General features: G+C 46.9%; 17 protein-coding genes. 5 read left to right on the plus strand and 12 right to left on the minus strand.

Annotated elements, in window-relative coordinates:
* Positions 1 to 9: 9 nt before the first annotated feature.
* From HMPREF1222_RS06570 to xdh, 4 genes are all read left to right on the plus strand, one after another.
* Positions 10 to 2,541, plus strand: coding sequence for a hypothetical protein (locus HMPREF1222_RS06570; RefSeq protein WP_016518737.1), 2,532 nt, complete (start codon positions 10 to 12; stop codon positions 2,539 to 2,541).
* A gap of 649 nt (positions 2,542 to 3,190) precedes the next feature.
* Positions 3,191 to 3,562, plus strand: coding sequence for an ArsR/SmtB family transcription factor (locus HMPREF1222_RS06575; RefSeq protein ID WP_016518739.1), 372 nt, complete (start codon positions 3,191 to 3,193; stop codon positions 3,560 to 3,562).
* 244 nt (positions 3,563 to 3,806) lie between these two features.
* On the plus strand, positions 3,807 to 6,089 hold the full coding sequence (locus HMPREF1222_RS06580) for a heavy metal translocating P-type ATPase (RefSeq protein ID WP_016518740.1): 2,283 nt from the start codon (positions 3,807 to 3,809) through the stop codon (positions 6,087 to 6,089).
* A gap of 207 nt (positions 6,090 to 6,296) precedes the next feature.
* A complete protein-coding gene (gene xdh / locus HMPREF1222_RS06585) occupies positions 6,297 to 8,912 on the plus strand; it encodes a selenium-dependent xanthine dehydrogenase (RefSeq protein ID WP_006187677.1) in 2,616 nt (871 codons plus the stop codon).
* Positions 8,913 to 9,026: 114 nt separating this feature from the next.
* Here the strand turns inward: xdh and HMPREF1222_RS06590 are convergent, their stop codons facing one another.
* The 8 genes from HMPREF1222_RS06590 to HMPREF1222_RS06625 all read right to left on the minus strand — a co-directional run bounded on the left by HMPREF1222_RS06590 (position 9,027) and on the right by HMPREF1222_RS06625 (position 19,335).
* Positions 9,027 to 10,805, minus strand: a complete 1,779-nt coding sequence (locus tag HMPREF1222_RS06590; protein ID WP_016518741.1) for a P83/100 family protein — start codon at positions 10,803 to 10,805, stop codon at positions 9,027 to 9,029.
* Positions 10,806 to 10,932: 127 nt separating this feature from the next.
* Complete coding sequence (locus HMPREF1222_RS06595) at positions 10,933 to 12,705, minus strand: outer membrane protein assembly factor BamB family protein (RefSeq protein ID WP_016518742.1); 1,773 nt, start codon at positions 12,703 to 12,705, stop codon at positions 10,933 to 10,935.
* On the minus strand, positions 12,702 to 13,844 hold the full coding sequence (locus HMPREF1222_RS06600; protein WP_016518743.1) for a class I SAM-dependent RNA methyltransferase: 1,143 nt from the start codon (positions 13,842 to 13,844) through the stop codon (positions 12,702 to 12,704). The genes HMPREF1222_RS06595 and HMPREF1222_RS06600 overlap by 4 nt, the downstream gene beginning before the upstream one ends.
* Positions 13,845 to 13,971: 127 nt before the next feature.
* Positions 13,972 to 14,898, minus strand: coding sequence for an NAD(+)/NADH kinase (locus tag HMPREF1222_RS06605; protein ID WP_016518744.1), 927 nt, complete (start codon positions 14,896 to 14,898; stop codon positions 13,972 to 13,974).
* Positions 14,898 to 15,908, minus strand: a complete 1,011-nt coding sequence (locus tag HMPREF1222_RS06610; RefSeq protein WP_016518745.1) for an SPFH domain-containing protein — start codon at positions 15,906 to 15,908, stop codon at positions 14,898 to 14,900. Before HMPREF1222_RS06610 ends, HMPREF1222_RS06605 begins: the two co-directional genes overlap by 1 nt.
* Before the next feature lie 51 nt (positions 15,909 to 15,959).
* Entirely contained in the window at positions 15,960 to 16,898 is a 939-nt protein-coding gene (locus tag HMPREF1222_RS06615) for a hypothetical protein (RefSeq protein WP_016518746.1), read from the minus strand.
* 195 nt (positions 16,899 to 17,093) lie between these two features.
* Positions 17,094 to 18,284, minus strand: coding sequence for a glycine C-acetyltransferase (locus HMPREF1222_RS06620; RefSeq protein ID WP_006187670.1), 1,191 nt, complete (start codon positions 18,282 to 18,284; stop codon positions 17,094 to 17,096).
* 76 nt (positions 18,285 to 18,360) lie between these two features.
* Complete coding sequence (locus tag HMPREF1222_RS06625) at positions 18,361 to 19,335, minus strand: L-threonine 3-dehydrogenase (protein ID WP_006187669.1); 975 nt, start codon at positions 19,333 to 19,335, stop codon at positions 18,361 to 18,363.
* 379 nt (positions 19,336 to 19,714) lie between these two features.
* On the opposite strand from HMPREF1222_RS06625, the gene HMPREF1222_RS06630 reads away from it, so the two are divergent.
* A complete protein-coding gene (locus HMPREF1222_RS06630; protein ID WP_016518747.1) occupies positions 19,715 to 20,416 on the plus strand; it encodes a queuosine precursor transporter in 702 nt (233 codons plus the stop codon).
* A 582-nt stretch (positions 20,417 to 20,998) separates the two neighbouring features.
* Here the strand turns inward: HMPREF1222_RS06630 and HMPREF1222_RS06640 are convergent.
* From HMPREF1222_RS06640 to HMPREF1222_RS06655, 4 genes are all read right to left on the minus strand, one after another.
* The gene (locus tag HMPREF1222_RS06640) at positions 20,999 to 22,054 is read right to left on the minus strand and encodes a lipoprotein TP_1001-related protein (protein WP_016518749.1); all 1,056 of its coding nucleotides are present in this window, start codon (positions 22,052 to 22,054) and stop codon (positions 20,999 to 21,001) included.
* A gap of 133 nt (positions 22,055 to 22,187) precedes the next feature.
* Positions 22,188 to 23,015: a hypothetical protein gene (locus tag HMPREF1222_RS06645; protein WP_425314953.1), complete on the minus strand. Its 828-nt coding sequence runs from the start codon at positions 23,013 to 23,015 to the stop codon at positions 22,188 to 22,190.
* Positions 23,016 to 23,097: 82 nt separating this feature from the next.
* Complete coding sequence (rpoN, locus tag HMPREF1222_RS06650) at positions 23,098 to 24,597, minus strand: RNA polymerase factor sigma-54 (RefSeq protein WP_016518751.1); 1,500 nt, start codon at positions 24,595 to 24,597, stop codon at positions 23,098 to 23,100.
* Between the two features lie 2 nt (positions 24,598 to 24,599).
* Positions 24,600 to 25,637, minus strand: a complete 1,038-nt coding sequence (locus HMPREF1222_RS06655) for an omptin family outer membrane protease (RefSeq protein WP_016518752.1) — start codon at positions 25,635 to 25,637, stop codon at positions 24,600 to 24,602.
* Positions 25,638 to 25,656 lie beyond the last annotated feature (19 nt).

Here is a 25,656-nt window from a genome sequence, read left to right on the forward strand (position 1 = left end):
GAGGATTTTATGAAAGGAACCGAGAGAACGGCAAACGTGTTGTGTTTTGCAGCAGTGCTGATGTGTGCTGCCGCGGTAATGTGGAGCGGCTGTCAGGGAGCAAATGATCTGAAAAAGGATATAGAACACGGAAACACCGGCACAAAAATCCTTCTCAAGTATGATGAGACAGTAATGTGGGTATGGCATGAAACTGAACCGCATCGCTATTCTCAACTATCTCCCAATTCTGAAGTTTTAGAAGGTACATCGTTACTCTTTGAGTCTAAAAATCTTCCTGATGGAAAACAAGTTGACAAATGGCAGGTAAACACAAAAGAGCTTACAGATGATAAATATACGGTTAATTCTGCCGACGCAGTTACCGAAGGTGGACAAAAAGTTATTACAGTAGCGTATACAACCAAAGCGGCGGAAGCAATCGTGATACGGTTTAACGAAAGCACTATTACAGTACAGAAGAGCGGCGGCAAAAGGATAAATTCCGGCGATACTGTTTACGAAGGGCACTGGATGAGATTCCGTGCTGTAAATCTTCCTGCAGGACAACAAGTTGACAAATGGAAGATAAACGATAGGGAACTGAATGGGAGCAGGTATACGATTAATTCTGCCGACGCAGTTACCGAAGGCGGGCAAAAAGTTATTACGTTAGCGTATACAACCAAACCTGCGGAAGCAATCGTGATACGGTTTAATGAAAACGAACTTGAAGTGCATAGGAGCGGCAGCAGTGAATTTATCTATGACAGAGATACTATTTACGAAGGAGCCGGCATCTGGTTCAATGCTATCAATCTTCTCCCAGGACAGCAAGTTGACAAATGGAAGATAAACGATAAGGAACTTAATGATGCTTGGTATACGATTAATTCTGCCGACGCAGTTACCGAAGGCGGACAAAAAGTTATCACGGTAACGTATACAACCAAGGCAGCCGAAGCAATTGTGATAAAGTTTGATAAAAATAAGATTGAAGTGCATAAGAGTATCAGCGATGAATCTATCCATAATGGAGACATTATTTACGAAGGAACCAAGATTTGGTTCCGTGCTGTAAATCTTCCTGCAGGACAGCAAGTTGATAAATGGAAAATAAACGATAGGGAACTTAATGATGCTTGGTATACGATTAATTCTGCCGACGCAATTCCCGAAGGTGGGCAAAAAGTTATTACGTTAGCGTATACAACCAAACCTGCGGAAGCAATCGTGATACGGTTTAATGAAAACGAACTTGAAGTGCATAGGAGCGGCAGCAGTGAATTTATCCATAACGGAGATACTATGTACGAAGGTGCCGATATCTGGTTCCGTGCCGTAAATCTTCCTGCAGGGCAGCAAGTTGACAAATGGACAGTAAACGATAAGAAACTTAATGGGTATAGATATACAATCGATATTGCCGATACAGTTACCGAAGGCGGACAAAAAGTTATTACAGTAACGTATACAACCAAAGCTGCGGAAGCAATCGTGGTACGGTTTAATGAAAACGATATTAAGGTATATAAGAATGGCAGCGGCTCCATCAAGAACGGAGCTTCCGTTGACGAAGGGTCAAGGTTATTGTTCTATACTGTAAATCTTCCTGCAGGACAGCAAGTTGATAAATGGAAGATAAACGATCGGAAACTTAATTATGATTGGTATACGGTTAATTCTGCCGACACAGTTACCGAAGGTGGGCAAAAAGTTATTACGGTAGCGTATACAACCAAAGCGGCGGAAGCAATCGTGATAAAGTTTGATAAAAATAAGATTGAGGTATATAAAGAAGGTGAAGATACCTCCATCCAAGATGGAGACACCGTATATGAAGGGACTCCTATATGGTTCGGCCTGGCAAATCTTGCTGAAGGGATTCCTGCAGGACAGACATTTAACGGCTGGACGATAAACGGCAAGGAATACAATGACAGTGCTTATACGGTAACACTTGCCGACGCAGTTACCGAAGGTTCTCAGAAAGTTATCACGATTGCATATACTGCAAAACCCGGCACCGATCCTGTAGTTATTAAATTTGACCCTGCCTTTGTTAGGGTATACCATCGGGATGCTAACACTCCCGTACAGAACGGACAAACGCTTTATGCGGGAACAGAATTACGGATTCGCAAACGCAAGGTAAATGCCATCAATAAATGGCTTATCAATACGAAAGAATATTGGGGAAAATCTTCTGCATATAGCATAAATTCTGCCCATGCAATCGAAGAAAACGGGCAAAAGGTTATCCGCATAAGTTTTACCGTTTCCCCTGTTCAGATGATGACCGTTCAATTTGATCCGGCTTTAATCGAATGTAAAACCGTTACCGGCAAAACCATAACCTCCGGCTATGAAGGGCCTGCCTATTTGTACGCAATACTCACGGCAAAACTACCGTCCGGTAAGAAGGTAAAGCATTGGGAGATAAACGGACGGAAAATCCCCGGCTCGGAAGGGCAGAAAACGCTTGAAGGGCAGGCAGATCCTGATTTTGCCGTAGAGGAAAACGGTAAGAAAGTTGTAAAAGTGAATCTTGTTGTAGAATAAGCGTCTTCCGCTTAATTTCACGGACATCCTCGCCCCAAAATACACCTCCTTGCACATCTTTGGGCTGCAAGTTTACACAGCAAACTTTTATTCAGCGAAGTACATAGACGTACTTCGCTGAGCAAGCAACGCCGTAGATGTGCTGTATATTTCAAAAGGGCACCTTTTGAAAATAGGCGGTGCAGATACAAGGAGTTAGCGGAAAATAAAGCGGAGACGTACTTGTTGTACGTTGAGCATTTATTTTCCGCGTGCGACGCAGTAGATGTGCCGCATACTGTACAACCATCCCTTTTGAAAATACCTCTTCCGTAAGCCTTTTGAAATAGACAGTACAGATACAAGGCGCTTAGCAAATTCCAACCGCAGGCGTATCTATGATACGTTGAGGATTGGAATTTGCGTAGCAACGCCGTAGATGTGCTGTATATTTCAAAAGGACTTGACATAGCGTTTAGTTGCTCATATACTCAAATAAACAATTGAACATCTGTTCATATGTTTGTTTAAGCATAAAACTATACGGCTGTTCTGCGAAGGCAGAACTGCAAAGTATGGCAGGGATATCCTACAAGTAATCAACGTTTGGGGCATCATCAGTTAAGGAATTGCCCATGAGATTAATTCCTTGACGCAAGGAGGCAGCGTAATGGAAAATCAAGTCGAACCGATCAATGAAGAGACAACGGAATATTTTGACCCCGATGCCGTAGCGCATGCACGTTCAAAGATCCCCGATGAGGACACGATGACCGCATTGAGTGATTTTTTTAAGAACTTCGGCGATTCAACCCGTATTAAGATTGTGTCTGCGCTGATGGCTGGCGAGCTGTGTGTTGCCGACATTGCGGAGGTACTCGAAATATCCGCATCGGCAATTTCCCACCAACTGCGCATCCTAAGGCAGGCAAAAATGGTGCGGTCACGGCGAGTAGGAAAGCAAATCTACTATTCTATAGAAGACAATCACGTTGGCATCTTGTATACCGTCGGCATGGAACATATTCAGGAAGGGCGCTAGACCAAAGGAGAGGTGACAAAAAGCGCTGTCTAAAATATCGCCCTCATCAACTGATGAACGTCCTTGTCCATCAGTTGATGGCGAATTTTGACAAAGCAAAATATCGCTTCTGCTATAACAACCGCCTTCCGTGGCGGTCAAGTTTGCGCTGCAAACTTGTTTATTTACGTGTACGCGTAACGCGCACGACTAAAAACTTTTTCGGATGTTTAAACATCCTGCAAAAGTTTTTATAGGAGGTAAAATGGCTTGTAGTTGTATGGCATGTAATCATATACACGAAACGCATAATCATGATGAACATCATCACGACAGTTTGTGGGATAAACACGATATTATCCGATTTAGCGTAGCGGCGGTGTTTTTTATCGCCGGGATCGTATTAAAAATTGCTTCCGAACCTTTCAAAATGACCGTTCAGTTCAACAGCGCTTCTTACTCCATTGCACTTTCATCACTGCTTTTTGTCGGTTCGTGGCTTGCTGCGGGATTGGAAGTTATCCAAACCTTGCTGAAAACCATCGGCAAAGGAACCGTTTTTGATGAAAACTTTCTGATGACTTTTGCAACACTCGGCGCATTCATACTTGGAGAGTGGTCGGAAGGTGCCGCTGTTATGCTGTTCTATAACTTGGGTGAATTGCTGCAAGCCGCTGCCGTTCAACAATCACGGCGTTCGATTACCAACTTAATGGACTTACGGCCTGAATTTGTCCGGCTCTACCGTAATCCTGCCGATTCCGAATTGGAACACGGCGGTACACACGATTGCTGCGAGCATCACCATGAAGAAGAGGACGAAGATTGCGACCATCATCATGAACATCACCATGACCATTCGGAAATGTGTGAATGTGGCCATGACCATGAAGGCCGGCACGAACATCACCATGAAGAATGTGATTGCGCCGAACATGAACATGCCCATGAGCATGAACACCATCACGATCATGAAGAATGCGGGTGCGGGCATCATCATGCGGGAAATGATGCAAGTCTTGTTGCCCCGGAAGACGTGCCGGTCGGTACGCTGATCCTTGTAAAAGCGGGAGAGAAAGTTCCGCTGGATGGAATATTGGTCGAAGGAGCCTGCTCTTTTGATACGTCGTCGATGACGGGAGAGAGTATTCCCCGCTTTATCGAAGCAGGCGGTACGGTGCTTGCTGGCTTCGTCAATACGGACGGGCTTGCGGTGATTAAAACCACCGTCGCGGCGGAAAATACCGCTGCGGCTAAAATGCTGCAGTTGGTGGAAAATGCGCAAGACCGCAAGGCAAAAACGGAACGGCTCATTTCGAGCTTTGCCCGGGTATATACGCCGATTGTAACTATCGGCGCCGTAGTGCTGGCGCTTTTGCCGCCGCTACTGCTTTCGGCCGTGCATGGAAATCCGCTTTCGTGGAATGCGTTTGTGCCGTGGATTTCGCGCGGCTTGGTATTCCTTGTCATATCCTGCCCCTGTGCCTTTGTCATCTCCGTTCCGCTCGGCTACTTCGGCGGACTCGGCGGTGCGGCAAAAAAGGGTATATTGATTAAAGGCGCGGATTTTATCGACTCGCTGGCTAAAACGGACAGTGTTGTATTCGACAAAACAGGAACGCTGACGGCAGGTGTCTTAACGGTACAGCAGGTTCTTCCGGCCGAGCAGTTTGCTACGGAAGAGTTCCTTGAACTTGCCTATATCGCCGAATATCATTCAGGCCATCCGATTGCCAATGCAGTAAAAGACCATATTCAGGGACAGCTCGGTAAAGAGAAAACAGCCGCTTTTGAAAAAGCAGCCGCCGAACTTAAACAATACACGGAAAAGGCAGGTTCAGGCGTTGAAATGCTCCATAACGGACGGGAACTTGCAGCAGGTTCCGCGCTGTTTATTCTCGGCGATGCTGAAAAGCAGCCTGCATCTATTGCGCAGGCTGAAGGAATAAAGGTGTTCCTTTCCTACGGCGGGCGCTATGCGGGATGCATTATATGCAGCGACAGCATTAAACCGCAATCCGCAGAAGCTATACGGGAACTGCGAAGAGCCGGCGTCGGCTATCTTGAAATGCTTACCGGCGATACCAAACGCACGGGCGAAAAGATCGCTGCGGACTTGCAGCTTGACCGCTGCAGCAGCGAGCTTTTGCCGCACGAAAAGGTTGCCCGTTTTGAAGAAATCAGCGCAGAGCGGAAAAAGGTTAACGCCGGCGCCGTATGCGTATTTGTCGGAGACGGAATCAACGATGCGCCTGTTCTTGCCCGTGCGGATGTGGGTATCGCGATGGGCGGAATCGGCAGCGACGCCGCAATCGAAGCCGCCGACGTCGTGCTTATGACCGACAACCCGCAGCTGATCCCGCAAGCAATCAAGTCGGCACGCTTTACACGGCAAATCGTTAAGCAGAATATCGCTATGTCATTTGCCGTTAAAATCGCCTTTTTAGCAGGCGGCGCACTCGGTATTATCGGTTTATGGGCTGCAGTGTTCGCCGATGTCGGCGTCGCGCTTCTTGCAGTGTGCAATTCGCTGCGGGCACGGCGGTAGAACGGTGTATTTGACAGGTAAAGGCCGTGTGCAGGATTATTCTTGCACACGGTTTAAAATATTTTCTGTTGATTTTTCCCCTTTTATCCCTTATACTAAAGCTAAATAGTTTTAAGGGAACCTCTAAAAACTTTAGATTTTAGACGCCCTAAGGTGTCGATAAGATACCGACAATTAACATTGATATCCTTCCGGATGGAGTATGCTATGATATCATTAACCGTTAACGGCCGGATTGTTGAAGCCGAAGAAAATCAAAAACTTATCTATTTTTTACGCGATTCACTGCGCTTAACTTCCGTTAAAAACGGTTGTATGGAAGGCGCCTGCGGAACTTGTACCGTTTTAATAGACGGAAAACCGATGAAGGCCTGTGTTCAAGTGACCGGAAAATTAGCAGGAAAGACAATTACAACGCTTGAAGGCTTCCCTGAGCGTGAGCTTGCCGTGTATCAATATGCGTTCGCTCATTGCGGCGCGGTGCAATGCGGATTTTGTATTCCCGGTATGATTATTTGTGCAAAAGCGTTGATAGACGGAAATCCCAATCCCTCATCCGCGGATGTAAAACAAGCCATTCGTAATAATATTTGCCGGTGTACCGGTTATGTAAAAATTGAAGAAGCTATCTTGTTAGCAGCAAAGATGCTGCGCGAAAATATACCCGTGCCGGAAGCAAAAACCGAAGCCGCTGTAGGAAGCAGCGCGCTCCGTGTCGATTCATACGCGAAAGCCGCAGGTACAGCCGAATATGCCGACGATATATATCTGGACGGAATGCTGTACGGAAGTGCCGTACGCACGGCATATCCGCGGGCAAAAGTGCTGTCAATCGACACCTCAGAGGCGGAAAAAATGCCGGGCGTCCATATCGTCATGACAGCAAAAGATCTCCCCGGTATGCAAAAAATCGGACACTTAAAAAAGGACTGGGATGTCCTTATTCCGCTCGGCAAAGGAACACATTATTTAGGAGATGCCATCGTTCTGATTGCCGCCGAAACCCGCGAAATTTTGGAAGCTGCAAAAAAAGCGGTAAAAATCGAATATGAAGAATTAGCGCCCGTATGCTCCATAGCGGAAGCAATGGCGGAAGATGCGCCTCATGTCCATGAAAGCGGCAATCTTCTTTCAAAAGAACATCTCGTGCGTGGCAATGCCGATGAGAAGTTGAAAAATTCAAAATATGTCGTTTCTCACCACTATTCCGTACCGCCGACCGAGCATGCCTTTTTAGAGCCTGAAACGGCAGTGGCTATGCCGGACGGAGAAGATGGTGTCATTATTTATTCGGGGGATCAAGGTATATATCAAACAAAACGGGAATGTTCGGAAGCGACCGGCTTACCCATCGATAAGGTGCGGGTTATCGCCAAGATGGTCGGCGGCGGCTTCGGCGGCAAAGAAGATATGAGCGTGCAACACCATGCGGCTATCCTTGCGTTAAAGACCGGACGCCCCGTCAAGGTGAGTTTAAGCAGAAAAGAGAGTATGATTATCCATCCGAAGCGGCACGCGATGGAAATGGATTTTACCCTCGGCTGCGACGAAAACGGCTACCTAACCGGCTTAAAAGCGGTGCTCCATTCGGACACCGGCGCCTATGCCTCCCTCGGCGGGCCGGTACTGCAGCGAGCCTGTACCCATGCAGCAGGGCCGTATAACTATCAGGATATCGACATACTCGGCTGCGCGTGGTACACCAATAACCCGCCGGCCGGTGCATTCAGAGGATTCGGCGTAACGCAAAGCTGCTTTGCCGTTGAATCGTGTATCAATCTATTGGCGGAAAAGGTTGGTATCAGTCCGTGGGAAATCCGCTACCGGAATGCAATCCGTCCCGGGCAGGTTCTGCCGAACGGTCAGTATGCCGACGATTCAACCGCTCTTGTACAAACCCTCGAAGCGGTAAAGCCGTATTACGATGCGCACCCGAAAGCAGGTATTGCCTGCGCCATTAAAAATTCCGGACTAGGAGTAGGCATCCCCGACTTTGGGCGGACAACCCTGCGGCTTCAAGCAGATGGCGTGCATATCTATTCCAGCGCAGCTTGTATCGGGCAGGGGGTTGGAACAATCCTCTTGCAGATTGTCAGCGAGGTGCTTAATCTGCCGCGCAGTCTTTTACACTACGAAACACCCGACACCAAGTTTGCTCCCGATGCGGGAGAAACAACCGCCTCGCGTCAGACCGTATTTACCGGTGAAAGTGCTCGTATGGCTGCTACCGATGTCAAAAGAGCGCTTGAAGAAGAACTACAAAAGCGCGGCAAAACCGGTTGCCTTTCCGAACACATAGATATACTGCCCGAGCTGTTTACTGCTCTGAGTACCAAAGAATTTTTTGCGGAATATACCTATCCGACGGACAAACTGGGTTCCGACAAGCCTCATCCGGTAAGTCATGTCGCTTACGGCTATGCAACGCACCTCATCGATTTGGATGAAGAAGGAAAACTCGCGTATGTGGAAGCTGCACACGATGTCGGCCGCGCGCTTAATCCGATTTCGCTGCAAGGGCAGATCGAAGGCGGCGTCGTGATGAGCCTCGGATATGCGCTAACGGAGGACTATCCGCTGCAAAAGAGTGTTCCGACCGCTAAATTCGGTACGCTCGGCTTGTTTAAAGCGCCGCAAGTACCGCCGATAAAGGTCGATATTATCGAACACAACGACAATGAACTTGCATGCGGCGCTAAGGGCATCGGCGAAATTGCCAGTATTCCCACCGCCCCTGCGGTAGCGCTTGCGTATTACAACCGCGACGGTATCTTTAGAACAAAGCTGCCGCTGGAAAATACACCGTACAGCCGGAAAAAATAAACTAAAAAAGCCGATTAAACACACTGTTGTGCTTAATCGGCTTTTTGTCATTTTAAAAGGAGACCTCTAAAAACCTGCGTTTTTCAAGGTTCCCCTGAGATTTATTTGTACTTTTTACTTTATCGCTTCTGCAAGATTATCCACATTCAAAAGACGGATATTGTTTGCGGTGTCTTGTACCAGCACACCTTTTTCCGTAACGCTGATTGCCGTATATGGAAGAACATCGACCGCGGATGTTGCCTGCACTTCAAGGTTATCATTGAAACGTGCAAGATGATACTTACCGGATTGTTCGATAACCGCGTAGTAGCTGTCGTCAACCTGTATTAAAAGGCTTTGTTCCGCAACGGGAACCGTCGCCTGTTTGGTCATTTCAAGCGTGCGGGGATTAATAGCAACCAACGTAATCATCTGGTTCCCGGATTTTGAACCGGCAATTGCGATAAGCGAATCAGTTCCTTCGATAAGAACACGCCCGCGTACCGTATTGAGTAACGATGTTTTCAGCGTCTTTTCCGTTTTAAGATCGAGCAAAACCACTTCCGAAAGCATCGCCCCGGAGTCAACTACTTTCAGCATAGCACCGGGTAACGCGGAAGCAAACGCAGCCTCGTCTTGAGCCTTCCGCTCAGCCCGTTTCTCCTCGATGATTTTCCGCGTATCCGCAGCGACATCCTTCCGGTCACTCTGGGCTTCCTGCTCTTTTGCGTCGGCAAACTGCTTTTCTGAAGTGGCTTCCCGCTCCTTATCTTGAGCCTGCTTTGCAGCTGCGTCTGCAGCCTTCTGCTTTTCTTCCGCTTCTTTTTGCTTTGCCGCAGCTTCCTGATCGCTTTTTTTAGCTTCGTTTGCTTTTTCGGCGGCAGCCTTATCTTTATCGCTTGCTTCCTGTCTGTTTCGTGCAGCTTCCTGCTGTTTTTGTGCGGCTTCTTCGGCGGCTTTGCGGTCATTAGGATTTCTTTGAGCCTGCTGTCTTGCGGCTGCCGCATCTTTTTCGGATTGAGCAGCTTGTTTCTTTGCATCTTCCGCATCTTTCCGGGCTTTTTCCGCATCCTGCTTAGATTGAGCTGCAGCTGCTTTTGATTTGTCGGCTTCTCTTTGTACGGCGGCCGCTTCATTTTGTCTTGTACCGGCATTTTGCCGAGCCGCATCCGCATCCTGTTGTGCAACGTTCGCACGGTCGCGGGCAGCACTGCTTTCACGCTCTTTTAGGTCGATCATGTCTTTACGGGTGGCTATGTCTTTATCATCCTGCTCGCGCATCTTATCGACAACGTTTTTATCGGAAAGAGAGCTTGTGTCTATCGTACTGAGCGTACCGCTGTATTTCTGATCGGAAAGCGGTATGACAATCTGCGTATTTCCCGGCCATTGGTCGTAGCGCAACGCAAGGCCTGCTTTATCGGCGGTTAAATTTCTAACGACAACAGCCTTATATTTACTCCGGAACATATTCATGTCGCCGCGGTATACTGCGTTGTAAATCGTTACGAAATGCGCAAGCGTATTCGCATCCCTTTCGGAATATGCGTAGGCGCGGCGTAAATAAGCGGCAATAATGACCCGTAAATTGTTGATATGGTCTACGCGCGCTCCGCTTCCGATAATCATAATATCCGCATCAAGGCCGGTATTTACCGACGGATCGACGGCATGGATAACGGCATAGCGGTTCATATCGCCTGCACGTCCCCGTTCGGCAGCTCCGGCAAGCGATTCACCGATTTCGGCGATGGCGCGCAATGTATCGATTTTGGCGTGAGGCCCGGTATAGTTGATAAATTCAATCGGCGTATTTTCGGCCTGCCTTAACTCATCCTGATCGACTTCTATCGCGAAAGCCGCACCGATAAAGGCAAGCGTACAGAGGCATACAAGCGCTATTCTTTTCATTAGACAACCCCTTTCTATGAAAATGATACGGAGAAATTCCTAACCAGTAAAACGTTCCTAAAACTTGGTTAGAGTTTGAGAGAACGTCTACATAGAAGAAAACTTCCCGGTAAAACAAAGTTCGGCCTTATTCTACTATAGTTTTTATTTTTTGTCTTGCATACTGCTTAATATTTTCGGGAAAGGCGCTGGCAGCGATTGCAAAAAGAGCCTTAACGGCGGATCCGGCAATCTGTTTATCCCCGTATTTTGCAATTTCGGTAAGGGCATCGCAGGAAGCATACGCGGGACCATACTCACGCACTCCGCAGCGCTGTAACAGCAATTGAATTGCCTCAATCGAACGTCCATCCGGATCGGCTGCAATAAAACCCAATGCACGGATGATTGCAACGGCTAAAGTAGGTTCGGAGGTTTTTACCGCCTCATCCAGCAGAATGGTACGGTATTCCAGCGATTCCAATAAACCCAACAATTCTGCCGCCCGAGCCCGCTCGTAAACCGTAAAATCGTAGGGAAAATACGCCGCCCTCTGATTATTCGTTAAGATGGTTTGCAAGGTAAGCGCATAGGAAGCTTCGTCCGTACCGACTGTGCCTTTCGTAATGGCTTCATCGATACCTGTTAACAATATGGCGGTATCCCCGTAAGGGACAAAGAAGGGGAGCGTTTGTGTTTTTTCTTGTGTCTTTAAAATTTGATACTGCGGCGGAGCTTCCGGCTGCGGGTTGGCTTGCATAATTTTTGTATCTAAGCGCCAGCTGTTGATAACCCAATCATCGATAGCGATAAGGATGCCGCTCGGAGTGATAACAGGCAGAAAAGCGGATGAGGTTATCTTTTGCTCCCGTTTCACGGTTCCCGTTCCGCTGATAATTGCCGCTATACTTTTACAAGCGATGTAATACTCTCCGTCCGTTTTTGAACAATATAACGGAAGCGTGATGCGGCTATTCAGCTTTGCCGTCCAGTTGATTTTATTCGAGGTAATATTCCGTGCCGAAACGGTTCCGTCGGCGTACACGCATACCAGCTCATCTCCGGAAGTCTGCATAAACAGCGGCGTCGTTTCCGCTGATTGCCAAACCGCAAAGCCCTCGGCTGTTTCCTCCTGCTGTGCCCCGTGTGCCGTTCCGGCATCGGGCGCGTGCTGTTCGGCTGTCACTGCACTATTAGCTTGTCCAACACTGTGTGTTTGCTTTCCGGCAGGGTTCGTTTCGCCTCGGTAATAGGCGAGAATACCGTCGCCGGTACACATCACATATCCGGCAGGAGCGGCCGAAAGCGCGGCAATATCTTTTTTTAAGGTCTTTGTGTTTAACAATTGCCCGGTAAGCGAAACGGTTAAAAAGTCTTTGTTTGTCAGCGCCAATAATAACGATGCCGTCCCCGTTTCGCACAGCTGCCGCGCCGGCGGAGATGATAATTTAAGCTGCCATTTAAGTTTGCCTTTTACGGAAAAGCAGTAAAGGTTTGATTTGGTAAGTACGCATATTCTGCCGTCGGTTGTGCTATAAGGCGCATACAGAGCCGGCTCCGGCAGCTGTACCGACCATAGATAAATCCCCTGACTTGAAACCGCCTGCAGCATCCGCAATGCATCAGCAATAATCAAGATTCCCGAATTGGATACGGTCAAAAACGGTTTTATTGTCCGCGTGATATTCCGCCGCCATACAAAGGAGCCGGTGTAATCGATACAGTTGAGCGCCTGATCCGAACTCAGCGTGTAGAGATATTCTCCGTGTAAAACCGGATCGCAGAGAGTTTCGCCCGCCATTACCGCCGACCACTGCGCTTGTTCGGTTTGTGCGGTTAGGAATCCTGCCGGAATGAACAGAAAAACAAAGGAGGAGAGTGCCGTAAATAGAATGGCCAAAAGACGCTTTGTTTTCTTCATAGGATAAAAATTCCTAAAAGCTCGCAGTGATGTGTCTGAGGATAAAAATCGAATAACCGGTATTCGGCAAAGCGATACCCCAATGAGGTTAGTTTTTTCGCATCGCGGACAAAGGTTGCAGGGTTGCAGGAAACATAGTGAATACGAGGGATTTTTGCTTGCCCCAGATAGGTAAGCACTCTGCTATGAACACCCTGCCGAGGGGGATCGATGATTACGGCATCATACTTCAGCTTCGCGGCGGGGATATCCGGCCAGCCGGCATCGGAAACCGTATGGAAAAAGCAGCGGCAAGAACTGTTCTTTTCCGCAATAATACGATCCAGATTTTGCTGTGCCGCAAGAAGTGCCCGCTCGTTGTGTTCCACTAAGTGAAGTTCGGCTGCTTTTTCCGTTAAAAACGCGGAGAACGTACCGACGCCGGCATAAAAATCGAGTATCCGCGTACAGGAGGGTAAATCGGCTACGGGCTCAATCAGTTTTTCAAGCACTGCAATATTCGACTGAAAAAAGCCGAATACGCTAAAATTCAGTACGGTATCTTTTACCCGTGCCGAAGCGCCGGGAAGGATAGGACTATATACGGCATCTTGCGCAAAAACGTGATACCGGTCTTTGTCAATCTTTTTACTGTGGGGAAAAAGTTTTTGCAGCCCGCCTTGCTGCAAAACGGAACGCAGCGCAGGCACGGCAATAGGGCAATCACGCACGGGGACAACCGTATTGCTTGCAAATCCGTGCATTCCGATTGTGCCGTTTTTATCAACATGAAACTGAAACCTGTTCCGGTATTCCCATGAAGGCCCCGCGGTAAAAACCGGCGGGCGTTCGGGAGTAACATGAGCCCTCGTAAAAAGCTCCGCAACCATTGCCTGCCGGAGCGATTGCTGATAGGCATCATCGGCCATTTGCAAATTACATCCGCCGCATTGTCCGAAATACGGACAGGGCGGTTCAATCCGGTGCGGAGAAGGCGTAACGACTTTTTTAATAACGGCCTCGCTGTAATCGCGCCGGTTTTCCGTAACGGTAATGTCGAGTTCTTCATCGGGGAGCGCAAAAGGGATAAACACCGTTTTTCCGTCTATCCGCGCAAGGGCTTTTCCTCCGAATACGATTTTTTCCGCAATAACTCGCATGAAATGCAGTATATAGGAAACCGGAGATTTTATAAAGACGGTCGGCTATAGGTGAAGTATAGAAGGAGCTGCACAGTTGGTCTCCAATGTAGACTTGGTTCCTAAGGTCCGAAAGGGAACCGCCACTCTATTTCACTACGATATTGCCCTTGGAATCCGCGATGGAAATACGCGCCACAACCGAATAATTAAAATCAAGATAATCATCTTGAATGCCATCGGAAAAGATGATGCCGTTTTCGCCCATCCTCGATTCAACGCAGAAATCCGTACCGGGGGTGATAGAACCGAAAATAATCTTTGTACCGGTGTTGACGCTCGGGAACGGTTCCCTCACGGCAAAGGTGAGCTGTTCTTTGCCCCAATCGATGACGGACTTTGCTTTAATTGCGAGCGATTGTTTTGATAAGCGGCCGGTAATTCCCGAAGCGCCTGCCAATACGCTTTTCATCCAACCGGAGCGTCCGAGCGGCGTAGAAACGATAATGCCGCTTGAAGATTGGTTTTCTACGGCTCCGTCAATCGTAATAGCATACCGCGCCGACGCATGATTTTTAACACCGATAAAAAAATCGTTGACGGCATACAGCACCTGATTATCGGAAAGCTGTACTTTTGCTTTGGTAACCTGCTTTACGGTTGCCTCGTCATTCAACGCCTGCCTGATAACCGTTCCGGCCTCATCTACCGAAAACTGAGACAGGATGCCGTCCCACCTGCTTGAATCGGGATTGATGCCGATCAGTTTTTGCGCTTCCAGATATTTCAGAGTATTGGCGATAAGACCGTCCTGTCCGACGGTAATAACCGTATCATTTTTGCCGAATATAAAATTCGGTAAAAATTTCCAGTCGATAACTTGTACGTTGCCGATACCTTGCGCGGTTTTTACCAGCCTATCCAATACCGCATAGTACGTTTCGTGTTCCGCTTCATAATCCTTAAAATCCGCATTCAGATGTTCGATGTAAAATTGAGCCTGCTGCTTTGTATTAAACCGCGCGACAAGCGCATCTAAACGAGTCGGACGGCGGATAATAATCAGCCTGTCCATTATTTTTTCATCAGCTGCTGTAACAGTTCGGAACTGATATTCAGTTCGCCGATTTTACCGGCATTTTCCGCGAGTCCGGTAAATGCATTTGCGATCAGCTTTTCGGGCGCCATACCGATTGAAGAAAGCGCTTTGATAATTTCGGGATTGATCTTGGACATCGGCTCCAGAACGGCATTCAGCGAATAGGCTTTAATATCCGCCTCGGTCTTCTTGTTCTTAACGGAAATTTCAATAAGCTTCGCATTTTCCTGCTCCTGCTTAATTTTGAATGCCATATCTTCCTGTAAAATAACCCGTTTCTTTTCTTGAACCGCTCGTTTTCCCTCCATGTGCGCTTCCATAATTTGCCGTTGTTTTTCTTCAACTGCAATCTGCGTGTTCAATTCGTTTTCTTTTATTTTCCGCTCCTGCTCTACCGCTGCATTACGCCGTTTGTACACCGCATCATCCGCTTCGCGCAGAATATTTTCTCGCGTTTCCGCTTCCAACGCCCGCGCTGTTTCTTTGTTCGGCAAGATTGAAAGAATATTGATATTTGTGATTGTAATTCCCAAATTTTGCAGATATTCGTTGTGCTGCACCGCTTCTTTTAATGCCCCTGCAATTCGATCAATTGATTGTATCGCTTCCCGCAAAGGCAGCTTGGAAACTTCGGTTTTGGTCATCGTATTTACCAGATTGATAATAATCCTGCTCAATTTTTCAGGATCGTCCGAGAGGTACGCATAATTTTTAAGATCAACGGAGAAATTAACTTGATCGATAATTTTTTCGGTATCGGTTATTTTATAGATCAAATCACCTTGTATGGTCAGCGTTTGATAATCACTCGAAAGCTCTTCAAACATGAACGGTACGTTTTTTGTTTCAAGCGGAACGGTAATAATCGAAGTCGAAGGTTTATAAAACCAAAACGAAAGCCCGCGTCCTTTTTTTACCACACGTCCTTTTTTAATTACGTGAATATACTCATTTGGTTCAAATTTTACAAATCGCAATCCGAACATATCGGCTCTCCTCTGGTAACTGATACAGCATAATGCAATGACTTTTTACACCTAATCCAATCTTTTTATTTTGATAAACCGTACTTCTTGCCTGTAAGCGCTTACCATTGTAAGAATTGAGGACAGTATTAAGACTCCGCCGTTTATCAATAGATCTCTTCTAACCAGCTTTGCGATGTCCGGTTCAGTGAATATAAGCTCCGGCGTTTCTTTTAAAACATCAAAGAAACTAATAAGTTCATTCTCGGGGTTCTCGTGTACTACCTCGTAGATACGCCAGCCGTATTCCAATACGGTTGCCGCTGCGAGCGCGATGCACAACACAATAAAAATCATAACGATGGCTTTTATAGTTGTTTTTTTCCCCAGTCGTTTATATACAGCATAGGATATTGCGCTGAGCAGAGCAGGAATCGCCCAAACATAGAGGTTCATTTTTCCGACGATAACATAGAGTAAGATTCCCGCTAATGCAACGCCGATAACGCCCAATGTACCGAGTAAAAAATTTTCTTGCGTGTTTTTGTCTTTTTCTTTTTGATCGGTAAGATCGGCTTCTTTTTCCGCCCGCTCTGCCTCGGTTAGGTACAGGTACTGTTGTCCTATTTGAAACAACCGTATCGTTCCGTCATTTTTACCATAGATAAATCCGCCGGATTTATACTTATTCTCTATCAGGAATGGGATAACGGTATCATTCAGTAAATCAAATGTTTTCTTATAATTGCCTAATGCCGGCGTAGGATATTCAAAGATTAATGTTGCGTTATCGATACGCGTTTTTACTTTTTTTATTTCGCAAAGCCGCGATTGCAAAAGGGCGAACAAGTCTTCTCCATTTTCTGCCTTAGAAGCGCCGATGGTAAGGATACATTTCTTCGCATTGGCATCTACGTGAAAAATCGTATAAAACCCTTGCAGCATTCCTGCGTATACATTCTTATATTTTTTAAATTGATAATCTTTAGATAAAAAGTCTAAACTTCCCATGAGTGTTCCTCTTTGAGTAAATGAGTTGCGCCGCAAATAATTCGACAGCTGTCGAGTTTATTCTTTTTTTATATAAAGATAAAGAGGCCGACTCAGAGTAAACGCATCAGGCTATTTATTCGTGCGGAGGGTTTAATACCCCGACGCTTGCGTCGGGGTTGTTGATTTAACACCCCCGCAGAAAAAAAGGAAATATTACGCGATAATGCCCATTTCTTTTCCGACTTTTTCAAAGATAGCGATAGCGCGGTCAAGCTGCTCGGTGGTATGTCCTGCCGTTACCATGCAGCGGACCCGGCCGGTGCCCTTCGGTACGGTCGGGAACACAATCGGCCCGATGAATAAGCCGTTTTCAAACAGCTTCTTGGAAAATTCCAGCGTCTTTGCTTCTTCTCCGATGATGACCGGCGTAATGGGTGTTTCGCTGTGTCCGGTGTTAAAGCCGAGACGGGAAAGCTTCTCTTTGAAGTAGCGGGCATTTTTCCACAGCCGGTCGGTGTATTCGGTAGACTCCATCAGCATTTTGATGGCTTCGATACAAGCGCCGACAGCGGCGGGCGGAAGTCCGGTAGAGAACAAGAAGGGGCGTCCGCGGTTTTTCAGCCAGTCGATGCTGACCTGCTTACCGGCAACATAACCGCCGACAACACCGATCGCCTTGGACAGGGTACCGATTGCAAAGTCTACCCGGCCGTGCAGGTGGAAGTGGTCGACGGAGCCGCGTCCGCTTTCGCCTAATACGCCGCTCGCATGGGCGTCATCCACGTAGGTTAAGCACTCGTATTTTTCCGCAAGCGCAACAATCTCCGGCAGCTTTGCAATATCGCCGTCCATAGAGAACACGCCGTCGGTGATAATCAGAATATTGCGGTAGTTGGGGCGCTTCTCTTTCAAAACCCGCTCTAAATCCGCCATATCGGAATGCTTAAACACCGCCTTATCCGCTTTTGAAAGGCGGGAGCCGTCGATAATGGACGCATGGTTCAATTCATCCGAAAGGATAAGGTCGCCTTTGTCGGTAACCGCTTGGATAACGCCCGCATTGCAGTTAAAGCCCGACTGGAAGGTGAGTACCGCTTCTTCCCGCTTGAACTTTGCAAGCAGCTCTTCAAGCTCATCGTGAATTTTCATGTTACCGATGATGGGGCGAACCGCACCGGCTCCCGCTCCGTAGGTTTCGATTGCTTCAATCGCAGCCTTCTTGAGGCGGGGATGATTCGCAAAGCCGAGGTAGTTATTTGAAGAAAGATTGATAACTTTCTTTCCATTAATAACACATTCCGCCTCGTTCGGTCCGTCAAGCGTTACCGGAACTTTGTATAATCCTTGATCTTTTAATTCCTGTACTTTTTCCTTTAAAAAAGCCATTTCGTGAATGTTGCTCATCGTTTTATTCTCCTTGATTGAACATAATGCTCATCATTATATGTATGTAATGGACATACCGAAACAAGTGCACTGTTTATTTCTGTGCAGAGTGATACGCAACGCCGAGCCGCTTACTCAGTTTTTCCAGCATATCGACGGTCATTGTTTCCAGTGTGTATTCGGGCTTCCAGTTCCATTCATTCCGTGCACAGGTGTCATCGATGGAGTTCGGCCATGAATCGGCGATAGCCTGCCGCATGGGATCAACCTTGTAGGTCATCTGAAATTCCGGAATGTGCTTTTTGATTTCTGCAGCGATAATTTCCGGTGTAAAGCTCATGGAAGCGATATTAAAGGCGTTGCGGTGAATCAGTTTTGATTCATCAGCTTCCAAAAGCTGCTGAACCGCTTTTAAGGCATCGGGCATGTACATCATATCCATATAGGTGCCTTCCTTAATAAAGCAGTCGTATTTTTTGTTCTTGAGCGCTTCATAATAAATGTCGACGGCATAGTCGGTTGTGCCGCCGCCCGGCAAGGTTGTATACGAAATAAGCCCGGGAAAGCGGACGCCGCGGGTATCAAGTCCAAAGCGCTTGTGATAGTAGTCGCACAGCAGCTCACCGGAAACCTTGGTTACGCCGTACATCGATGTCGGCCGCTGAATGGTATCCTGCGGGGTCTTATCCTTAGGAGTTCCCGGCCCGAAAGCCGCGATGGAGCTGGGCACAAAGAACCGGTATTTATTTTCCCGCGCAATTTCCAGCATATTATACAATCCGTGGATATTGATATTGAACGCCATTTGCGGGTCTCGTTCCGCAACGGCAGATAAAAGCGCCGCTAAGTGTATAACAGTGTCTACTTTATATTTTTTACATACATCGGCAACCTTCTGCGGTTCCAATACGTTCAGCTGCTCAAAAGGTCCGGATTCAAGCACTTCCGGCATATCTTTTTTAACCACATCACTTGCAATAACATTGCTGCCGCCGTAGGTCTTACGCAGGTGCATGACTAACTCACTGCCGATCTGACCGAGGGCTCCCGTTACGAGTATCGTTTTCATTTTGATATTACCTCCTCAGATAATACACTTTTACCTTCGCACGAAATTTTAAATAAAATTTCGTGCATTTTATTTTAAGGAAGGGCAACCGCATCAGACAAATATGTAAAAACTCAGAATAAGAGTTTACCGCATAGAACCGACGCTTTTGAAAAGAGAGCGGTAGATACAAGGAGATAGGCAAAAAAGTACCGCAGGCGTATTTTTAATACGTTGAGGATACTTTTTTGCCGTACGACACAGTAGATACCCCTCTATTTTCAATAGAACAGGTTGAACAGCCCCAATTATTTTGCGGGGATATTAGGTAACCGTCTGATGCGGTTGCCCTGATATATTTAGTATATCACTGCTTTTTCGATTTTGCTATAATAAAATAATGAATAACCCAATTTTTGAAGATGAAGCCAAAGGCTTCATGAAGAAAAAGAATTTCTTGCCGGTTCTTTCCGGACTCTTTGTCGGTGTATTGGTTCTGTCGAATATTTTGGCAGTAAAGATGGTGCAAATCGGCCCGTTTGTATTTGACGGCGGTACGCTGCTTTTTCCCTTTTCCTACATCTTCGGTGATGTTCTAACTGAGGTGTACGGATATCGGGATTCCCGGAAAGTGATTTGGACGGGCTTTGCCGCACTTGTCTTTATGACCTGCAATATCTGGCTGGTCAGTATTCTCCCCGCGGAGAGCAGCTGGAACCTCCAAAACGATTTTAACAATATTTTGCTGCAAATGCCCCGGATCAGCGCAGGCAGCATCTGCGGCTATTTTATCGGCGAGTACAGCAATTCTGTCGTTCTTTCCAAGATGAAAGTAATGAGCGGCGGTAAACACTTATGGATGCGCACCATCGGCTCTACCCTAGTAGGAGAGCTGCTCGACAGCGTTGTTTTCGTTGCGATTGCCTTTTCCGGGATGTATGCTTCTTCGGTTTTAGTTGTGATGGCTTTTTCCAACTATCTTTTTAAGACGATGATAGAAGTTATCTGCACCCCGTTTACCTATCTGGTTGTAAACTTTTTTAAAAAACACGAACAGATTGATACGTTTGATTATGGGGTTCACTATAATCCGCTCCCATAGTCCTTTTGAGACCTTTTGAAATATGCGGGCATCTACTGCGTTGCCACACAACTTCCAATCCTCAACGTATCATAGATACGCCTCCGGTTGGAATTTGTGTGGCGCCTTGTATCTGCTCCACCTATTTCAAAAGGCTTACGGAGGGCTATATACCGTGTGCCGTTACTGAAACCCTCAACGTATCAGGAGCGGCACGGATGCCGCTGGTTCCATGCAGCAACGAGTTTAGACGTAAGGCTAAACTCGCAGGTAAAAATGTACATGGATGTACATTTTTACCGTGCCTCCGGTTAATTTTTTCTCGCGCCTCGGATCTGCTCCACCTATTTCAAAAGGCTTACGGAGGGGTTCTGTATTCAAAATCAGCTGGATAAAATGCATCAGGCCGATAGTCTTTATATCGCAGTCCTTTTGAAACCAACAGCGCATCTACTGCTCCGTGTATTGTAAAATCAACACTTTTGAAAATAGACGGTGTAGATACAAGGAGATAGGCAAAAAAGTACCGCAGGCGTACTTTTTGTACGTTGAGGACACTTTTTTGCCGTACGACGCCGTAGATACACCGTATATTTCCAAAAGTTAGTAGGGTTGCCCTAAAGTAACCTCCTTTGCATTGCGGAGTGTCCAGCTGCCGGCTTTATTGACGCCTGCCTTTGCATCGCGTACCAATGATTTTGAAGCGGTTATCGGTGCGATCACTGCTGATTTTAAAACGGCTCCGCCGCGCCATGCGCCGCTTGTAACGGCAGCTTCCGCTTCCCGTACCAACTCTTCGTCATTCCATGCAGGCGTTGTGCCGCGCTTGGCAAATTCTTTTTCGGTACAGTAAAGAATTGCATCTTGCATCTCTCCATCTACTCCGGCTTTTATCAAGATAACGTTGGCGTTCCGTTTGGGAAGACTGGTGTACGGCCCCCAAAAATCGCGTGCGGTAGGACACGATTGCGTCCCTCCCGAAATAATTTTAGCGGTTAATTCATCGCGGATACCTTCTTCGACGGAGCGCCAGTGGTAGACAACGGTCTCACCTGCAGAAACTTCCGCTGCGGGGAAACAATAGTGCGGATTTTGCTTATCCCCGACATTCGTGATGGTAATGCCGGAGAGGTTTCCGCTTTCCATCACGATGAACTCGATAAATTCGCTCTTAGGCTTACTGCTGTACAGCGGACGGATTTCGGTTATCCTCAGCTTTGCAGGGCGAGTATTGGCTCCTTCAAACGGCAGGGCAAAATCAAGAACACTGTGCTTTGTATCGGACACGGAACCGCGTAGTATAAAAGGCATTCCGACACCGATCGGGGCAGCCGGAGTAAGCGCAAAAGCTGTGTATGAATCCGCCTTCTCGGACTGCTCCTCGGAATCGGTAAAACCGTCGGGGATATCCATACTTTCGGCACTGCACGGCTGCGTTTCTCCCGTTTCGGGAATAAAAATTTCCGCTGAAAGAAATTCCGCTTTCCCTGCAAAGTACATCTGCACAGTGTTATCTTCCATCCGTGCGGTTTTTACTATTTTGACGGGCTCGGCTTCTCTTCCGATAATATCGGTAAAAACCGGCTGTTGAGAAAAGCCTGCACAGCCTGCTCCGCACAAAGCACAGATAACCGGCACAACGAAAAAGAGTTTTTTCATCGTTTAACCTCCTCAGAATCTGCAAACTAATCTATATATGCGACACGCGCGGCTTTTTGGCAGGAAATTTAAGGGAAAAAGTAAAATATCTACTTATGGACTTATACATATCGGATTCGATCCAATATGTATCCTACGGTCTATAAGGGGAGCGTACCGGTTTGGCGGCATCGCGGATTGTCCAATCTTCGAACGCGTCATCCGAAAGGCGCGGCATAAAACGCTTTTGTTTCACGGTCTTCATAGAAGAACCGGCGCCGACGGATTCGTTCCACCAGTCATACAAATATACATTCGTTTTTACGCCTAAAAAATCATAGCCCTTCTCAAGGGAAATAAAACCGATCGGATCGTACTCGTAAAATTTCAATTTTGCATCGGCCGTATTCGGATGGGTTTCGTACGGAAGCCAGTTCTGCGGAATATAGTTGTTCCCGATTATCTTTTTATAATCGCCGGGCATTCCATACGTGTATAGCAGTTTTGTATTGGTATCGAGCGCCCACATTAAATTATTAAGATAGTTTTCAAAATATCCGTCTTTTGCTGCATACGCAGTGAATTTAAAAAAGACAAACCGCTCAAGCATCGCCGCTTCGGCAGGTTCGTCATAAAGAGACAGATCAAAAGGATGAACTCCCTCTATGCGGTAATAGGTTACATCATCCAGTTTATTAGTAATGCTAAAAAACACAGGCGTGCCCGGGACTTCGTCTTCACGATACCGATAGGTTTTATCGTTCCTGCCCCAACCTTCATCAGGAGGGCACGGCTCCCATCGAAAATCGGAATCAAACAGCACTTCAACTGCCGGAGCCGACCCTTTTGAAGGATCGGTAATTTTTGCCATGTGGATAAAACATTGCCCCAGTTGCGCTTTCTCATATATGCAATCAGGATCGTTAGGGTCGGGCATAGCCGCGCTCTTCTCCTGTGCAAAAAGCAAGGAAGTAAAAAACATAAGACAAAAAAGTAACATGATGGATTTTAGCTTCATCCATAAACCTCGTAATTGAACCGTATCGGAAGATTAAAATGAGCTTTCATGTTCGGCTATATGATGAGCCGATGTCGAGCTCCTTTCTATATTTTGCAACCGTGCGGCGGGCAACGGAAATGCCGAATCGTGCCTGCAGCAAGTCGGAAATTTTTTGATCGGAAAGCTTTGCGTCTTTCGCCGCGTGCTCGGTAAGCAGCTCCTTAATACAATCTTTTACGCCTTCCCTCGTTGCAGGGGTAGCAGCCGGTGCAGAAGCATTAGGTTGTGAAGAACTGCCGGGCGGCGGCTGTACCGCCACGGAATTGGTAAAGAAGTATTGTATCTCAAACGTGCCCCATTGGCATTGGACATATTTTCCGGCGACCGTCCTCGATACAGTCGATTCATGGATATCCAGCTCCTTTGCTATCTGCTGCTGAGTAAGCGGAACAAGCCGCCGCTTATCTCCGGTTAAAAAAAAGGCTTCTTGTACCGCCACTATTTTACCCAGCACCGCGACAATCGTTTTTTCCCGCTGATTTAAGCTCCCGATAAAGGCCTTTGCTTTTTGCATCTGTTCTTTTATATAGGTTTTAGCGGCGGCATCTTTTGTATGACTTATTAAACTCTGAAATTCCGGTGAGACGGTTAAAAGCGGTATTTCAAGATTATTGATTCTCACGGTGAACTCCTGACCATTCCGTTCGATAAACGCAGTTGGAATGATATACTCATCCGGCGTTACATCTGCTGCAAGCGCCCGCCCCGGAAAAGGATTGAGCGAAGCAATCAGTGAAAGAATGTCTTCCGCATTTTCTTGGGTAAGCTTGTAGGGAATATCTGCATTCCCATTGACGGCGCGAACGAGTGAATACGGACGTGCTTTTTCCAAATACGCAAAATGATTTGTTAAGATATCGATTGTGTAAGCATAGACAGGATCGATAGCTATTTTATCGTGAAATAAAATCTTTGCTTGCACCAAAAGCGATTGCTTAAAATCCTGCGTTGCACAACCGATAGGATCAAGCCGGCGGACAATCGATAAGGCATGGGATATTTTATGCCGCGTAAGGGCAGAATCTTTATCAGCGGCTTTCGCGGAAAGTTCCGTTTTGAAAAGTTCATTCAGCGGCACCACATAAAAGCCGTCTGTTGTTAAGTTCCCGATAATCCGTTCGGCGAAAGAAGTTGTAAGCGGATCAAGCTTATGCACAAAGAGCTGCTCCAAAAGATGACTCTGCAAACTTCGCCGTTGGGGAGCCGGAATGTTTTCCAAAAAAGTTTGGAACGCATCGCTTGCTTCTAAGGAAACTGCTGACGGAGTCCGATCATCACGGTAATACGGCACATTTCGTTCCTTTTGCGGTGTGTGTTCGGCTTCCGGTACGGCCGGTTTCCCGCTGCTACGGATAAGCTCCAAGGCAGGATTTTCGACCAGTTCTTCCGCAATCCTTTCGCGCAACTCAAGGGTCGGCATTGCCAGTACATCTAATGATTGGATTTGACTTTGACTCATCCGCTGCTCAAGCCGCTGCCCGAGAGTTTGTCCCATCTGCTGCATACTTACCGCCCTATCGAAAAAGCAAGCCCGATTGAACAGGTGCAGCCGCGTAAAGATGTTCCTGCAGAGTTTAACGGCGTATAGGAATAGGGCTTAGTTGATGTGATACCGTTATAACGGATACTGCTGCCTTCCATAGTAATGCAGTATATATAAAAGAAGTTAAAAAACACCGAAAAAAACGGCAAACAGTTCCAGCTTAATCGGACATTACCGTGCATCCCCCAGCCGCCGTCCATAATATCAATAAATTTTATATTGCGGTTGTGGTGAATATCTTCTGCCGAAGCCATGATATCGGCAGTAAGGTGAAAATCCGATGAAAGCGTCAGTTTATGGGGAAAGGCGGCTACAAAACCAAGCCCTATTGCAGGTATCATTATCTGTTGTTGATATGATACCGCCGATCCGCTATGGAATATCTTAGGTAATGCGGCACTCCACGACTCATACGTTCCGTTAGGCCTCATTCTTGCATATTGCAAATATCCGCCGTAGGAATACCATCTGATATTCGAATAGTAAAAACTGAGCATCGGCTCTACTGTCAATGAAATGCCGGCAGCCCGCATAGCGGCGGTTTGCGGCATCGGCAACTGCAATCCGAGTTTAGCAGCCCATGAAAGCCCGCCGATAATGGTGCAGTTATGTTCTGAAAATTTTGTTATTCCTGTTTGGGGAGGTGTTGCTTGTATTCCCTCAAAATCGGTATCGGTCATCGGCGCTGTAGGCATCGGCTGCATAAATGAAAAAAAACCTTCAATATGAAAGCCTTTCGGAAAATGGAGCCCGCCATACAGCGTGTAGGAAACCGAAGGGGTAAGCGGCCACTTTAAGTCGCTCAAAATAGCATCGTAATAGCAGGCATATTCACGGCTTTCAGCAATTAGGGTATTTATCGAAAAAGCGACAAACCCGCTTACCGGAAAATTTTTTTTCTTTCCTTCGGTTTCCGGTATTTCTGCATCCTGTGCCGCAAGTCCGCGAAAAAAAATAAAAAAAATGATAAATGATGCTGATAAAAAGCGATGCAGCCGCATAGCGGCACTATAGCCTTAA

It is taken from the genome of Treponema vincentii F0403, assembly GCF_000412995.1.
GTDB classification, from domain to species: Bacteria; Spirochaetota; Spirochaetia; order Treponematales; family Treponemataceae; genus Treponema; species Treponema vincentii.

Excerpts from the sequence above, each read along its gene's own strand:
- HMPREF1222_RS06600 (WP_016518743.1), bottom strand. The coding sequence starts at position 13,844 with ATGCGAGTTATTGCGGAAAAAATCGTATTCGGAGGAAAAGCCCTTGCG.
- HMPREF1222_RS06570 (WP_016518737.1), top strand. The coding sequence starts at position 10 with ATGAAAGGAACCGAGAGAACGGCAAACGTGTTGTGTTTTGCAGCAGTG.
- HMPREF1222_RS06605 (WP_016518744.1), bottom strand. The coding sequence starts at position 14,898 with ATGGACAGGCTGATTATTATCCGCCGTCCGACTCGTTTAGATGCGCTT.
- HMPREF1222_RS06610 (WP_016518745.1), bottom strand. The coding sequence starts at position 15,908 with ATGTTCGGATTGCGATTTGTAAAATTTGAACCAAATGAGTATATTCAC.
- HMPREF1222_RS06655 (WP_016518752.1), bottom strand. The coding sequence starts at position 25,637 with ATGCGGCTGCATCGCTTTTTATCAGCATCATTTATCATTTTTTTTATT.
- HMPREF1222_RS06590 (WP_016518741.1), bottom strand. The coding sequence starts at position 10,805 with ATGAAAAGAATAGCGCTTGTATGCCTCTGTACGCTTGCCTTTATCGGT.
- HMPREF1222_RS06630 (WP_016518747.1), top strand. The coding sequence starts at position 19,715 with ATGAATAACCCAATTTTTGAAGATGAAGCCAAAGGCTTCATGAAGAAA.
- HMPREF1222_RS06640 (WP_016518749.1), bottom strand. The coding sequence starts at position 22,054 with ATGAAAAAACTCTTTTTCGTTGTGCCGGTTATCTGTGCTTTGTGCGGA.
- HMPREF1222_RS06580 (WP_016518740.1), top strand. The coding sequence starts at position 3,807 with ATGGCTTGTAGTTGTATGGCATGTAATCATATACACGAAACGCATAAT.
- HMPREF1222_RS06620 (WP_006187670.1), bottom strand. The coding sequence starts at position 18,284 with ATGAGCAACATTCACGAAATGGCTTTTTTAAAGGAAAAAGTACAGGAA.
- rpoN (WP_016518751.1), bottom strand. The coding sequence starts at position 24,597 with ATGCAGCAGATGGGACAAACTCTCGGGCAGCGGCTTGAGCAGCGGATG.
- HMPREF1222_RS06645 (WP_425314953.1), bottom strand. The coding sequence starts at position 23,015 with ATGTTTTTTACTTCCTTGCTTTTTGCACAGGAGAAGAGCGCGGCTATG.
- HMPREF1222_RS06625 (WP_006187669.1), bottom strand. The coding sequence starts at position 19,335 with ATGAAAACGATACTCGTAACGGGAGCCCTCGGTCAGATCGGCAGTGAG.
- HMPREF1222_RS06575 (WP_016518739.1), top strand. The coding sequence starts at position 3,191 with ATGGAAAATCAAGTCGAACCGATCAATGAAGAGACAACGGAATATTTT.
- xdh (WP_006187677.1), top strand. The coding sequence starts at position 6,297 with ATGATATCATTAACCGTTAACGGCCGGATTGTTGAAGCCGAAGAAAAT.
- HMPREF1222_RS06615 (WP_016518746.1), bottom strand. The coding sequence starts at position 16,898 with ATGGGAAGTTTAGACTTTTTATCTAAAGATTATCAATTTAAAAAATAT.
- HMPREF1222_RS06595 (WP_016518742.1), bottom strand. The coding sequence starts at position 12,705 with ATGAAGAAAACAAAGCGTCTTTTGGCCATTCTATTTACGGCACTCTCC.